At 29.7% G+C, this 14,479-nt stretch carries 14 protein-coding genes; 13 read left to right on the top strand and 1 reads right to left on the bottom strand.

Annotated elements, in window-relative coordinates:
* The first annotated feature begins 132 nt into the window (after nucleotides 1–132).
* The 13 genes from OIF33_RS07190 to OIF33_RS07130 all read left to right on the top strand — a co-directional run bounded on the left by OIF33_RS07190 (nucleotide 133) and on the right by OIF33_RS07130 (nucleotide 13,424).
* Entirely contained in the window at nucleotides 133–1,365 is a 1,233-nt protein-coding gene (locus OIF33_RS07190; RefSeq protein WP_322503548.1) for a PocR ligand-binding domain-containing protein, read from the top strand.
* Between the two features lie 18 nt (nucleotides 1,366–1,383).
* On the top strand, nucleotides 1,384–2,136 hold the full coding sequence (locus tag OIF33_RS07185) for a response regulator transcription factor (RefSeq protein ID WP_322503547.1): 753 nt from the start codon (nucleotides 1,384–1,386) through the stop codon (nucleotides 2,134–2,136).
* A 332-nt stretch (nucleotides 2,137–2,468) separates the two neighbouring features.
* Complete coding sequence (locus OIF33_RS07180; protein ID WP_322503546.1) at nucleotides 2,469–4,133, top strand: propanediol/glycerol family dehydratase large subunit; 1,665 nt, start codon at nucleotides 2,469–2,471, stop codon at nucleotides 4,131–4,133.
* A 13-nt stretch (nucleotides 4,134–4,146) separates the two neighbouring features.
* The gene (locus OIF33_RS07175) at nucleotides 4,147–4,713 is read left to right on the top strand and encodes a propanediol/glycerol family dehydratase medium subunit (protein WP_322503545.1); all 567 of its coding nucleotides are present in this window, start codon (nucleotides 4,147–4,149) and stop codon (nucleotides 4,711–4,713) included.
* A gap of 19 nt (nucleotides 4,714–4,732) precedes the next feature.
* The gene (locus OIF33_RS07170; protein ID WP_322503544.1) at nucleotides 4,733–5,158 is read left to right on the top strand and encodes a diol dehydratase small subunit; all 426 of its coding nucleotides are present in this window, start codon (nucleotides 4,733–4,735) and stop codon (nucleotides 5,156–5,158) included.
* Between the two features lie 18 nt (nucleotides 5,159–5,176).
* Complete coding sequence (locus OIF33_RS07165) at nucleotides 5,177–7,027, top strand: diol dehydratase reactivase subunit alpha (protein ID WP_322503543.1); 1,851 nt, start codon at nucleotides 5,177–5,179, stop codon at nucleotides 7,025–7,027.
* The gene (locus tag OIF33_RS07160; protein ID WP_322503542.1) at nucleotides 7,020–7,370 is read left to right on the top strand and encodes a glycerol dehydratase reactivase beta/small subunit family protein; all 351 of its coding nucleotides are present in this window, start codon (nucleotides 7,020–7,022) and stop codon (nucleotides 7,368–7,370) included. The genes OIF33_RS07165 and OIF33_RS07160 overlap by 8 nt, the downstream gene beginning before the upstream one ends.
* Nucleotides 7,371–7,388: 18 nt before the next feature.
* On the top strand, nucleotides 7,389–7,904 hold the full coding sequence (locus OIF33_RS07155; RefSeq protein WP_322503541.1) for a cob(I)yrinic acid a,c-diamide adenosyltransferase: 516 nt from the start codon (nucleotides 7,389–7,391) through the stop codon (nucleotides 7,902–7,904).
* 25 nt (nucleotides 7,905–7,929) lie between these two features.
* Nucleotides 7,930–8,358 carry a heme-binding protein gene (locus OIF33_RS07150; RefSeq protein WP_322503540.1) on the top strand — a complete coding sequence of 143 codons (429 nt, stop codon included), beginning with the start codon at nucleotides 7,930–7,932 and terminating at the stop codon, nucleotides 8,356–8,358.
* A 92-nt stretch (nucleotides 8,359–8,450) separates the two neighbouring features.
* The gene (gene dhaT, locus OIF33_RS07145; RefSeq protein ID WP_322503828.1) at nucleotides 8,451–9,614 is read left to right on the top strand and encodes a 1,3-propanediol dehydrogenase; all 1,164 of its coding nucleotides are present in this window, start codon (nucleotides 8,451–8,453) and stop codon (nucleotides 9,612–9,614) included.
* A 717-nt stretch (nucleotides 9,615–10,331) separates the two neighbouring features.
* A complete protein-coding gene (locus OIF33_RS07140) occupies nucleotides 10,332–11,810 on the top strand; it encodes an amino acid permease (RefSeq protein WP_322503539.1) in 1,479 nt (492 codons plus the stop codon).
* A 214-nt stretch (nucleotides 11,811–12,024) separates the two neighbouring features.
* Nucleotides 12,025–12,699, top strand: a complete 675-nt coding sequence (locus OIF33_RS07135) for a ferric reductase-like transmembrane domain-containing protein (RefSeq protein WP_322503538.1) — start codon at nucleotides 12,025–12,027, stop codon at nucleotides 12,697–12,699.
* A 215-nt stretch (nucleotides 12,700–12,914) separates the two neighbouring features.
* Entirely contained in the window at nucleotides 12,915–13,424 is a 510-nt protein-coding gene (locus OIF33_RS07130) for a GNAT family N-acetyltransferase (protein ID WP_322503537.1), read from the top strand.
* 83 nt (nucleotides 13,425–13,507) lie between these two features.
* Here OIF33_RS07130 and OIF33_RS07125 read toward each other — a convergent pair whose 3' ends face one another.
* Nucleotides 13,508–14,398: a hypothetical protein gene (locus tag OIF33_RS07125; RefSeq protein ID WP_322503536.1), complete on the bottom strand. Its 891-nt coding sequence runs from the start codon at nucleotides 14,396–14,398 to the stop codon at nucleotides 13,508–13,510.
* Between the last annotated feature and the right edge of the window lie 81 nt (nucleotides 14,399–14,479).

Below are 14,479 nucleotides of genomic sequence, written 5' to 3'. Positions count from 1 at the left end.
TATACCTAAATATAGATAATAATTTTTTTTTGCAAATATAAAATATCAAGAATTAGTATTGTTTTTTAGAAATATTATTTTTACTATAGCACAGTATAACGTATATATTATAAAGTTCTTAAAGGAGGACATATGGCAGGCTTATTAGATATTAGGGAGATTTTAGACGTTAATTCTTTTCAAAAAATACAGGATGACATATCTAGAGCAACGGAGTTTGCAATAATTACAGTGGATTACAAAGGAATACCTGTTACAAAGCATAGTAGATGTAGTGAATTTTGTAGACTTATAAGAGAGAAAAAAGAGTTTGCTAAATTATGTGAAAAATGTGATTCAAGAGGTGGATTAGAAGCTGCTAGAGAAGGAAGTTTTTACATATATAAATGCCATAGAGGTCTTGTTGATGTTGCAGTTCCTATAATAATCGATGGTCAATACTTAGGTGCTGTTATGGTTGGACAGGTTCTTTTAGAGAATGCAGAGGATTATAACCTTGAGGAGGTTCTTACGAAAGAATTAGAATATGATTCTATGGAAAAAGAAAAAATACTTGAAGCATATGAGAAAATTCCAGTGTTAAGCTTTGATAAAATACAAGCTGTTTCTGAAATGATGTCTCATGTAAGCAATTACATTGTTGAAGAGGCGCTTTTAAAGAGAACTCAAAATGAGATTTACAAAAAAAACATAGAAATTGCAAGAGCGGAAAGAAGTAAGTTAGAACTTGAAGAAGAATATAAAGCTTGTCAGTTAAAGGCCCTTCAATCTCAAATAAATCCTCATTTTTTATTCAATGTATTAAATAGTATAGCCTCTTTAGCTATTATAGAAGATGCTCCTAAAACCCAAGAGGTAATCTATAATTTATCATATATTTTAAGATATACATTGAAAAAAGCTAATAAAATTGTAAGACTTGATGAAGAGATAAATCATGTTAAAGCTTACTTAGAGATTCAAAAGGTACGCTTTGGAGAAAGAATAAAATATAATATAGATTTTAATGAAGATGATTCTAATGTTCAAATTCCATTTATGGCTCTTCAAGTTTTTGTAGAGAATGCAGTGTTACATGGAATTGAGGAAAAAGAGCAAGGTGGAACAATTAATTTATCAATTACTAATAAAGAAGAAAGTATGCTTATTACAATAATTGATGATGGAGTTGGAATACCAGTTGAAAAACTTTGTGAAATTAGAAATGAAATAAAAAGTAGAGATAAAGTTGGATTTGATAAAGTCGGAATAAATAATGTTAATAAAAGAATGTATCATTATTATGGTGATGAGTACATTATAAATATAGAGAGTAAAGTTAAAAAAGGTACTAAAGTTGAAATTACAATACCTAAAAAACTTTAATAGAGGGAGTGCGTTTTAGTGGTTAGCATAATGGTTGCTGATGATGAGCAATTAGAAAGAAGTGTTTTAATTGCCATATTAAAGAAGAATTTAAGAGTGAAAGAAATTATTGAGGCTAAAAATGGAAAGGAAGCTTTGGAGTTAAATAGAGAGTATAACCCAGATGTAATAATCATGGATATAAAAATGCCAGGAATTAATGGTATTAAAGCTCTGGAGCTTATAAAAAAAGAAAATCCTAATAAGGAAATAATAATGCTAACTGCATATGATGATTTTGAATTTATACATAAGGTTTTAGTGCTAGGTGGATCAGATTATATACTAAAGCCAATAAAGCCAGATAAGATAACAGAAATTGTTGATGGGATTATAGATAAGGTAGAAAACAATAATGTTTTAGTAGAAAATACAAATCATAATTTTGAAAAAAAATCAGAAGGTTGTTTTGATGAAAAGGAAAATCTTGTAGGTAAGGTTTCTAAGTATATAGATGATAATATGGATAAAATGCTTAAGCTTGAAGAATTAGCATCTATTTGTAACTTAAGTCCAGGATACTTTAGTAGAATCTTTAAAAAAGAAACTGGCAAGACAGTAATTACTTATATAAATGAAAAAAAAGTAGATAAGGCAAAAAAATTACTAAAAGAGAGTAAAGAACCTATAATCAATATATCATTAGATTTAGGCTTTGATGATTGTGGTTATTTTATAAGGGTATTTAAAAAGATAACAGGATTGACGCCTAAGGCTTTTAGAGAAGAATAAATTAATTATTAAATTAACAATCCTTTTATTTTCGTGAGGATTGTTACATATGAAATTACGGCAATAAGATGAGAAATTGTTATAAAAAAATCAAGATTGATAGGAAAATATCACCTTATAGAGGTAAAAGTATTAAAAAAATGATATTTAGATAGGATTATTTTAATTTTCATATATGTGAAGTTAAAATAATCCTATTTTTTTATATAAAATACGACAAAAATTTAACATAATAGATGAGGATTTTTCGATGGAATTTAATTAAAATTATATTAAAATCTAGACATGGATAAAAAATTAACAAATGAATTTGAAAGCGAGGAGACGTTAAAGTGAAATCTAAAAGATTCCAAGTATTATCAGAACGTCCTGTAAATCAAGATGGACTTATAGGAGAGTGGGCTGATGAAGGCTTAATAGCTTTAGATAGTCCAAATGATCCAAAATCATCAATAAAAATAGAAAATGGAAAAATTACTGAATTAGATGGTAAAACAAGAGATGAATTCGATATGATAGATAAATTTATAGCTGATTATGCTATAAATATAGAAAATGCAGAAGAATCAATGGCTCTTTCATCTAAAGAGATAGCAAGAAGATTAGTTGATATAAATGTAAGTAGAGATGAAATAGTTAAAATAACAACATCAATAACTCCTATGAAATCAGTAGAAGTTATTCAAGAGATGAACGTTGTTGAAATGATGATGGCTCTTCAAAAAATGAGAGCAAGAAGAACACCAGCGAACCAATGTCATGTTACTAACGTAAAAGACAACCCGGTTCAAATAGCTGCAGATGCTGCAGAGGCTGCTTTAAGAGGATTTGCAGAGCAAGAGACTACAGTAGGTATAGTAAGATATGCACCTTTCAATGCATTAGCTATCTTAGTAGGTTCACAGGTAGGAAGAGGAGGAGTTTTAACTCAATGTGCAGTTGAGGAAGCTACTGAACTTGACCTAGGAATGAGAGGACTTACAAGTTATGCAGAAACAGTTTCAGTTTATGGAACAGAGGCAGTATTTACAGATGGAGATGATACTCCATGGTCAAAAGCGTTCTTAGCATCAGCTTATGCTTCAAGAGGACTTAAGATGAGATTTACATCAGGTTCGGGTTCAGAAGCATTAATGGGATACTCAGAAGGAAAATCAATGCTTTACTTAGAGTCAAGATGTATATACATAACTAAGGGAGCAGGGGTTCAAGGATTACAAAATGGTGCAGTTAGTTGTATAGGTATGACAGGAGCTGTTCCATCAGGAATCAGAGCTGTACTTGGAGAAAACCTAATAGCTGCAATGCTTGATATAGAGGTTGCATCAGCAAATGACCAAACATTCTCTCATTCAGATATAAGAAGAACAGCTAGAATGTTAATGCAAATGCTTCCAGGAACAGACTTTATATTCTCAGGATATAGTGCAGTTCCAAACTATGATAACATGTTTGCTGGTTCAAACTTCGATGCAGAGGACTTTGATGATTACAACATACTTCAAAGAGACTTAAAGGTTGATGGTGGAGTAAGACCAGTTACAGAAGAAGAAACTATAAAGGTTAGAAATAAAGCTGCTAAATGCATACAAATAATCTTTAGAGAATTAGGATTCCCAGAAGTAACTGATGAAGAAGTTGAAGCAGCTACTTACTGTCATGGAAGTAAAGAAATGCCAGATAGAAATATAGTTGAAGACTTAAAAGCTGCAGAGGAAATGTTAGAAAGAAGAATAACAGGACTAGATATAATAAAAGCTTTAAGTAAAAATGGCATGGAAGATATAGCAAACAATTTATTAAATATGCTTAAGCAAAGAGTTACTGGAGATTATCTTCAAACTTCAGCAATATTAGATAAAAACTTCAATGTTATAAGTGCTGTTAATGATGTAAATGACTATATGGGACCTGGAACAGGATATAGACTAGATGGCGAAAGATGGGAAGAAATTAAAAATGTTCCTACAGTAATGAAGCCAGAGGATATAAAGTAGGGGGAGAATGACAATGGAAGAAAGAACTTTTATACCAGAAATAGCAGTTGAAGAGGTTGGAGAAGCCAAAGTTGGTTTAAGATCAGATGAAGTTGTTATAGGATTAGCACCTGCCTTCTTAAAATATCAAAACAAAACAATAGTTGATGTTCCTCATAGTGAGGCATTAATAGAAATCATAGCTGGAATCGAAGAAGAAGGATTAAATGCAAGAGTAGTTAGAGTGTTAAGAACATCTGATGTATCTTTTATATCTCATGATGCAGCTTGTTTAAGTGGATCAGGAATAGGTATAGGAATACAATCAAAAGGAACAACAGTAATACATCAAAAAGATTTATTACCATTAAATAACTTAGAGTTATTTTCACAGGCTCCACTTTTAACTCCAGAAACATACAGATTAATCGGAAAAAATGCAGCTAAATATGCTAAAGGTGAGTCACCAACACCAGTACCAGTAAAAAATGATCAAATGGTTAGACCTAAATTTATGGCTAAGGCAGCTTTATTACATATAAAAGAAACTAAACATGTTGAACCAGGTAAAAAACCAGTTCAATTAGAAGTTAAGTTTTAATTTAGAAAGGATTGAAATCATGGAAAACAAGAGAATGACTGCGGCAGATTATCCTTTAACTTCTAAGAGAAAAGGAGAAATAAAAACTCCAACAGGAAAAGGCTTAGAAGATATAACTTTAGAAAAAGTTTTAAGTGGAGAAATCAATGCAGATGATATAAGAATTTCACCAGAAACTTTAGAAATGCAAGCTCAAATAGCTGAAAGTATGAATAGAGATGCTATAGCTAGAAACTTTAGAAGAGCTGCAGAGCTTATAAGAGTTCCAGACGATAGAATATTAGAGATGTATAACGCTTTAAGACCATATCGTTCAACAAAAGAGGATTTATTTAAAATAGCTGATGAACTTGAAACAAAATATGATGCTAAGGTTAATGCTGATTTTGTTAGAGAAGCGGCTGAAGTATATGAAACTAGAAATAAATTAAGAACAGAAGAGTAAAATTCAAGAGGTGAAGGCATGAAAATCATAGCAGGAATTGATATAGGAAACTCTTCTACAGAAACTGCTTTAGGGAAGGTTTATGAAAATAATGTTGAATTTCTGTCAAGTGGGATAATTCCCACTACAGGAATCAAAGGTACGGAAGAAAATATAAGTGGAGTAATAGCTTCTTTAAATCAAGCATTAAAAAAAGCTAATTTAACTCTAGATGATTTAGATTTAGTTAGAATAAACGAAGCAGCACCAGTTATAGGGGATGTTGCTATGGAGACAATTACAGAAACCATAATAACTGAATCAACAATGATAGGACATAACCCTTCAACTCCAGGAGGACTAGGATTAGGAATTGGTAAGACTATAAGTTTAGAAGCTTTAGAAACTTTAGATATTACTAATATTAAAGATGAAGAAAATGCATTTATTCCATTAATCTTAGGAAATATAAGCTTTTTAGAGGCTGTATTTAGAATAAATCAAGCAACTAGAAAAGGTATTAATATAACTGCTGCCATAGTTCAAAAGGATGATGGAGTATTAATTAACAATAGATTAGATAAAAAAATACCTATAGTTGATGAGGTTTCTTTACTAGAAAAGGTTCCTGTAGATATGAAGGCAGCTGTTGAAGTAGCACCCCAAGGATCTGTGATAAGACAATTATCAAATCCATATGGAATAGCTACCGTTTTCGATTTGAGTCCAGAGGAAACAAAAATGATTGTTCCTGTATCAAGAGCTTTAATAGGAAATAGATCAGCTGTTGTAATAAAAACTCCTCAAGGAGATGTTAAAGAGAAAAAAATACCAGCTGGAAAAATAAATATAACTGGTATAAGAAGAAAAGAATCTGTAGATGTTGAAGATGGTGCTGAAAAAATAATGGAAGCTGTTAGTCTTTGTTCTCCAATAGAGGATTTAAGAGGAGATGCAGGTTCTAATGTGGGAGGAATGCTTGAAAAAGTTAGACAGGTTATGGCTGACTTAACTAATCAAAGTATTTCGGATATAAAAATTCAGGACTTATTAGCAGTTGATACTTTTATACCTCAAAAGGTTAAAGGAGGACTTGCAAAAGAGTTTTCAATGGAGAATGCTGTTGGAATTGCAGCTATGGTTAAAGCTCATAAGCTTCAAATGCAAATAATAGCTAATAAACTTGAAGAAAAATTGGGTGTACCTGTGGAAGTTGGTGGAGTAGAAGCAGATATGGCTATAAGAGGAGCATTAACAACTCCAGGTACAAACACTCCATTAGCTATTCTTGATATGGGAGCTGGATCTACAGATGCTTCTATTATAAATAAAGAAGGAAATATAACATCAATACATTTAGCTGGTGCTGGTAACATGGTAACTATGCTTATTAAATCAGAATTGGGTATAGAGGACTTTGGTCTTGCAGAAGATATAAAGAAATATCCATTGGCTAAAGTTGAAAGTTTATTCCATATAAGACATGAAGACGGAACAGTAGAGTTTTTTGAGAAGCCTTTAGATTCTTCAGTTTTTGCTAAGATTGTAATTATTAAAGAAGGAATGCTTATTCCTATAGATGGACAAAATTCTTTAGAAAAGATTAAAAATGTTAGAAAAACTGCTAAAGAAAGAGTTTTTGTAACTAACTGTTTAAGAGCATTAAGAAGTGTTTCTCCTACAGGAAATATAAGAGATATAGAGTTCGTTGTTTTAGTTGGAGGTTCATCATTAGATTTTGAGGTGCCAGAATTAGTAACAGATGCATTATCTCATTATGGAGTAGTTGCAGGAAGAGGAAACATAAGAGGATGCGAAGGTCCAAGAAATGCAGTTGCAACTGGTCTAGTATTAGCCTTTGACAGAAAGGGTGTCAAAGAAAATGATTAAGGATTATAATCATCCAAGTATATTTGTATATTGTTCTTTAGGAATAAATGAAATGGACATAGAAGAAATTCTATGGGGAATAGAAGAAGAAGGAATTCCCTTTATATTAAAAAATAAAGATTTAAATGATGCTAAAGAACTTGCTAATTTAGCAGCTAATGATTCTAAACTTTCAGTTGGAATAGGAATTAATAATCAAGGTGACATAAGTTTAACTATTGATAAATTAAAAGAAGAAGATCCTTTATTCTTTATAAATTTAGAACAAGGATGCAAAAGTTTAAGAAGCTTAGGTGCAAATGGTGCAAGGTTAGTTAAGGGAATGCCTTTAAAAAATATTTAAATTGAAGAGGTGTTTAACATGAATATTTACACTAAAACTGGTGATAAAGGAACAACTTCTCTTTTCGGAGGAAGTAGAGTAGATAAATGTGATTTAAGAGTAGATGCTTATGGAACAATAGATGAATTAATATCTTTCATAGGACTTGCTTATGCTGAACTATCTAATGAGGAAGAGAAGAATATACTTAATAAAATACAAAAAGAATTGTTCATGTTAGGAGCCGAGCTTGCTAGTGATGAAAAAGGACTTGAGCTTTTAAAGGATAAAATTGAATTAAAACATATAGAGTATTTAGAAAAATTAATAGATAAATATATGGAAATAGCTGGTTCATTAACAGCCTTTGTTATACCAGGTAAAAATAGATCTTCAGCAACTCTTCATGTAGCTAGAACTGTAGCTAGAAGAGGAGAGAGAATAATGACTGCTTTAAATGAAGTACAGCCATTAAGAGAAGAGATTAAAAAATACATAAACAGATTATCAGATGCTTTATTTGCATTAGCAAGATATGAAGAAATAGATAAATAAAATAGCTTAAGAGGAGGGGAAAAATATGAAAAAATTAAATGATGTAAAAGAATTAAGCTTAGAGATAGTTAAGGAAATGGCTAAAGCTTCAGAAGCTAAAGCTAAAGAAATGAATGTTCCAGTTATATTTGCAGCAGTTGATGCTGGTGCTAATTTAATACTTATGCATAGAATGGAAGATGCATTTTTAACAAGTATAGACATAGCTATAAACAAAGCTTATACAGCAGCTTGTTTGAAACAAGGAAGTCATGAAATCGCAGAGTGTGTTCAACCAGGAGAAAGTCTTTATGGTCTTCAATTAACAAATAATTGTAGAATAGTACCATTTGGTGGTGGATTCCCAATTATAGTTGATGGAAAAGTTGTAGGAGCTGTTGGTGTAAGTGGTGGAACTGTTGAAGAAGACATGGCTATAGCACAAGCTGCAGTAGATTGTTTTAACAATAAATAGTAAAAAGCTAATATTATTTAATCATTATAGATTAAATATTTAAAAATATATTTAGATTTCATAATATAAATTTTTCAAGGAAAATGGAGGAAATAGAAATGAGAATGTACGATTATTTAGTACCAAGTGTAAACTTTATGGGAGCTAACTCAATATCAGTAGTTGGTGAAAGATGTAAAATATTAGGTGGAAAAAAAGCTTTAATAGTTACAGATAAATTTTTAAGAAGCTTAAAAGGTGGAGCAGTTGAATTAACTGAAAAATACCTGAAAGAAGCAGGAATAGAAGTTGCTTACTATGATGGAGTAGAACCAAATCCAAAAGATACAAACGTTAGAGATGGATTAAAAATATTCCAAGATGAAAACTGTGATATGATAGTTACAGTTGGTGGAGGAAGTTCACATGACTGTGGTAAAGGTATAGGTATAGCTGCAACTCACGAAGGAGATCTTTATGACTATGCTGGAATAGAAACATTAACAAATGCACTTCCTCCAATAGTAGCAGTAAACACTACAGCTGGAACTGCAAGTGAAGTAACAAGACACTGTGTTATAACAAACACTAAAACTAAAGTTAAATTCGTTATAGTAAGCTGGAGAAACCTACCTTTAGTTTCAATCAATGACCCACTATTAATGGTTGGAAAACCAGCAGGATTAACAGCTGCAACAGGAATGGATGCTTTAACTCACGCTGTAGAAGCATACGTATCAAAAGATGCTAACCCTGTAACAGATGCTGCTGCAATACAAGCTATAAAATTAATATCAAATAACTTAAGACAAGCTGTTGCTTTAGGAGAAAACTTAGTAGCAAGAGAAAATATGGCTTATGGTTCATTATTAGCTGGTATGGCATTCAACAATGCTAACTTAGGATATGTACATGCTATGGCTCACCAATTAGGTGGATTATATGACATGCCTCATGGAGTAGCTAATGCTATGTTATTACCACACGTATGTAAATATAACTTAATAGCTAACCCACAAAAATTCGCTGATATAGCTGAATTCATGGGAGAAAACATAGAAGGATTATCAGTAATGGATGCTGCTCAAAAAGCTATAGATGCAATGTTCAGATTATCAACTGATATAGGAATACCAGCAAGATTAAGAGATAAAGGTATAAAAGAAGAAGATTTCGAATACATGGCAGAAATGGCTCTTAAAGATGGTAATGCATTCAGTAACCCAAGAAAAGGTAATGAAAGAGACATCGTTGAAATATTTAAAGCTGCATTCTAATAAATTTTATAATTAATTTAAAAGATATAATCATAAGACTAGCTCTATTGCTAGAGCTAGTCAAAATAAAAAAATAAAAGGCATGAATACAATAGACTTTTATATAGACTTTAATAAACAAACAACACTAAAAATTAATATATGTAAAACGGATAAATGATCATACAATGAATTCAAGTTATAAATACCCAATAACTTGAATAAAATTTGTTTTGAATAGTTTCATAAGATACCCAGTGAGATTATTTTAAAATAAAAGTTATAATAGAATTTTTCATAATATATTTAAAAGACTCTTTTAATGATGGAAGAGTCTTTTATCTATTTAATTAATATGATTTACTATTTACCTAAAACAAAATATATAATAAGATCTAAAGAAAAATAATAAATTTAAAAAAATTATAAAAAGGTTATAAACATAATTAATAACTATTAATTATGTTTATAACCTTTTTTGTTGAAAAGAAATTATGCAATATATTGAATAAAATTTGCATATATAAAACATGTAAAAACTTTAAATTAGTATAATAATAGAGGTTAAGTCTTTTAAAATATCGATTACATAGATAAAAATACAAAAAATGAGAATAAATATTCATAAGAACGTGTTGTATATTTATTATTGAGGTGGTATAATTTTTACAGATAAATGAACAAATGATTAACAAAATATTAAATGTATTTAAAAGTACAAAAGAAGGGGAGTTTATAATGGGAAAGGATAAAAAGATAAAGCTTTGGGCTTTAGTAATGCTTATTTTTGTACCAACATTTGGGTTTACTAATATAGCAAGTAATGCGGTTTATTTAGGACCATCAGCGATTCCATCATGGGTAATAGTATCTATTTTCTATTTCTTACCTTTATGTGGAATAATAGCAGAAATGGCTTCTGCAAATCAGGATAAAGAAGGTGGAATATATTCATGGATAAATAAAGCTCTGGGAGAAAAATGGGCTTTTATAGGAACTTGGACATATTTTATAGGAATATTATTTTATCTACAAATGGTGTTTTCAAGAATACCAGTAGCGGCATCATGGGCAATACTTGGTAGAAATGTATTTACTGATTCTAATGCATATTTATTACCTATTTTATCAATAGTAATATGTATAGCTATGACATATATAGCAACTATAGGAGTAAGTAAGTTCTCAAAACTTGCTGATTTTGGTGGACAATTTACTTTAGCTGCAACAGTAATTTTTATATTAATGGCAGTGGTTGGATACTTTATAGGAACTCCATCTGCCACTGAATTTACAACTCAAAATGTAATACCTGATTTTAATGTAAGTTATTTTTCTACTTTTTCATGGTTATTATTTGCAGTGTCAGGCTCAGAGGTGGCGGGTACTTACATAATGCAAACAGAAAATCCTAAAAAAACATTTCCAAAGGCAATGATAATAGCAACAGCTTTAATAGCATTTTCATATATTTTAGGTTCAGTGGCTATACAACTTATAGCTTCACCAGAAGTTTTAGAAAAAGCTGGAATTCAAGATGCTGGTTATGTTGTATATTACATTTTAGCTAATAACTTTGGAATAAATGGTAAGGTGGTAGTTCAAATATATGCTGCAATTAATTTAATAACATCAATAGCAGCTTATATAATTTGGATGGAGTCACCTATAAGAGCCATGTTTGGAGAAGTTCCGAAGGGAACATTCCCAAGCTTTTTAACTAAAAAGAGAAAGGATGGTACTTTAGTTAATGCTCTTTGGACACAATGTGCAATTTTAGTAGTGTTAATATCAATACCTTTATTAGGAATAGGATCAATAGATGACTTCTTTAAGTTATTAACAGATCTATCATCATTAGCAGTTGTGGTACCTTATGTAGTATTAATATGTGCATTTATATCCTTTAGAAAGAATAATAAAGAATTAGAATTTAAATTCTTTAAATCAGATGCATTAGCATATACAGTAGCTGGTATAGCTCTAGTGCTTTCTTGTGCAGGCTTTTTCGGAGCAGGGCTTCAAGATATTGTTGGAAGTTCAGGTAAAGAAGCAGTTCTTCTAATAATAAAAACTTATGGAGGTCCATTAATACTTATGGCTTTAGGTTTAGTTTTAAGATCTATATCTGAAAAATCTTATAAAAATAAGATTGAACTTAATGAAGAGAATACTGTTGGATTTGATGAAGAGACTATATGTGATTATAGTGAGTAATAAGTTGATTAAGAAAAATTTATAGGAATCTTTGGAGCAATAGAAGGTAAGAGGATAAAAATTCTCTTACCTTCTTTATTTATTAAATGAATAATAAGTATATTATAAGGATAAAATGTTTCAAATATTACTAGATTTTTAATTGACTTTTAACAAGTTGTATAGTATTATCTAAATGAAAATGATTGTCAATAATAATTGAAGGGAGAAATCAATGGACTATTTAATTTATTCACTAATAGCAGTAATAATTTTATCATTAGGATTAAATAACATTTTAAAGAAGCAAACAAAGTATTTTTATCTTTTAGCTTCTTTAATAACAATCATAGTTACTACATATGAGTTTTTTAAAATATGGACAGGCTTAAAATTAGATGGAATTGTCTATATTTTAGAAAGAAGTTTTATGAAGGGGTATGTATCAACAGCATTATTTATATTAATAATGTTTGTAGGAGCATTAAGTAAAAAATGGGGAGTTACTAAAAAGCTTTTAAGAGTTAGAGCTGAAATGGCTATTTTAGCATCTATATTAATATTGCCTCATTTTATAGTATATACATATAAATTCTTAATAAATTTGTTTAATGGAAAGACTTTAAGTGTATCCTATTTAGTATTTGTAATAGTAGGAATTTTAGCATTTGTAATAATGATTCCTTTATTTATAACTTCCTTTAAAAAAGTGAGAATTAACATGTCACCAAGCAAATGGAAAAAGCTTCAAAGATGGGCGTATCCTTTTTACTTCTTAATATATGCTCATATAATGATTATTTTATTAAACAAAAAGCAAATTAATTGGAATACAGTAGGAACTTATACAGTAATATTTTTAGGATATTTTGTTTTAAAAGTGGTTAATAGTAAAAAAGTTGCTAAATAATATTTTATAAGCTAACAGATTTTTCTGTTAGCTTTTTAGTTTTGTTCTTTTATATCGAAAAATTAGAGGAAAATAATAGAGAATAGTTATAGGATGATATTTAAATCTATAATGTAATAATATATATCCTGATTAATATTAATTATTTTTATATAGACAAATTAAATGTTTTAATATAAAATATCATTCAAACTTAGTAGATAGGGGGAAGGAATTTGGAATTTAGAAGAGCAAAAATTTCTGATTTAGAACAAATAGTAGATATAATAGAAGAGGCTAAGAAATATCTTAAAGAAGCTAAAGTTGATCAATGGCAAAATGGCTATCCAGAAAAGAATGATTTAAGAAAAGATATAGAGGGTGGAAATAGTTATGTGCTAGTTAACGGAAATGATGTTTTGGCAACAACCGTAATATCATTAAAGGGGGAAAGTACTTATAATTCTATATTTCATGGACAATGGGTTACTGAAGAAGAGTATATGGTTATGCATAGAGTTGCAGTACATAGCAATTATAAGGGAAAAGGGCTTTTTAAAGAGTTAATCAAAGAAGTAGCAAAGATAGCTTTAAGCAATAATATCTTTAGTATAAAGATAGATACCCATAAAGATAATGTTTCAATGCAAAAGGCATTATGTAAGAATAATTTTAAAAAATGTGGATTAATATATTTAGAGGATGGAAGTGAGAGAATAGCTTTTGAGCTAGTGTTAAGTATATAATTAAAGCCAATATGAATAATTAAAACCAAAAATAAAGATTGACTAAATAGTCAATCTTTATTTTAAATAGTTAAGCCAATAAATTAATAGTGTTTCTTTTCATCACACATTTCTAATTTTTTCACTTGAAGTTGGAATATATCTATATTTAGTTTTATTGCTAATTTTTCAACAATAGTATCAAATAGATTTTCATCAGTACATTCATTCTTAGTTTTATTTATAACAGCTTCAGATATATCATATTTTTCTAATTCACAAGTAAATGGCTCTTGTAATCTAACTGATTGAGAATGTAATCTTTCGCAATCGGATTCACTAATTGTTCCTTTATCACAAGGTTTCATGCAGTCTTTTAGTATAGCAAATTCATCGTCGTCTACTTCTCCTACTAATTCAGCATTTTCAAGTCTTATAGGAACTGAGAAATTAAAGTTTATCTTAGCAGTGATGTCTTTATAATCATTTCTCATTACTAGACAGTCGTCTTCAGCTTCATCTTGACCACAACTTGGAGTAGCATATTGTATATTTTTTAGAATAAAGCCTTCTACAAATAAATGAGCATTACATTTATCTTTGTCATAGTAATCGTAATATTTAACCTTCATTTCATCAGGAACAACATAGCATTGAGTTAAGACAACTCTTCTAGCTATTTTTTTTATGCTGAAGAAACCTTCAGGTATGAATATTGTATCAGTTAAAGGTTGAGTTACTTCTACCTCAGCTACTTTAGCAAGAACTTTTGCTTTTATACAATCTTTCTCTTTATATTTATCACATTCAGGTTTTTTATCCTTCATACAATCATCTTTATCAAAATTTTTTGATTTCATACAGTCTTTATCTTTATCATAGTCATGTTTTTTCTTCTTATTACAGTCTTCTTTAGTAGTTGCAGTGAAATTTTTAACAGTTACATCGATATCATCAGCACATACTGGAAAGTTTTTTTCGCACTTTGAATTCATTTGTTTCACCTCATAATATAAATCTTTAATAATATCTTATGTTATATATTATTCCTTTTTAAAAAAAATGTTCTAAATTTC

The organism is Clostridium sp. LIBA-8841, from assembly GCF_034439435.1.
Taxonomy (GTDB): domain Bacteria; phylum Bacillota; class Clostridia; order Clostridiales; family Clostridiaceae; genus Sarcina.
The sequence above is the reverse complement of the archived record's forward strand: the minus strand, read 5'-3'. Positions and strand labels throughout refer to the sequence as shown.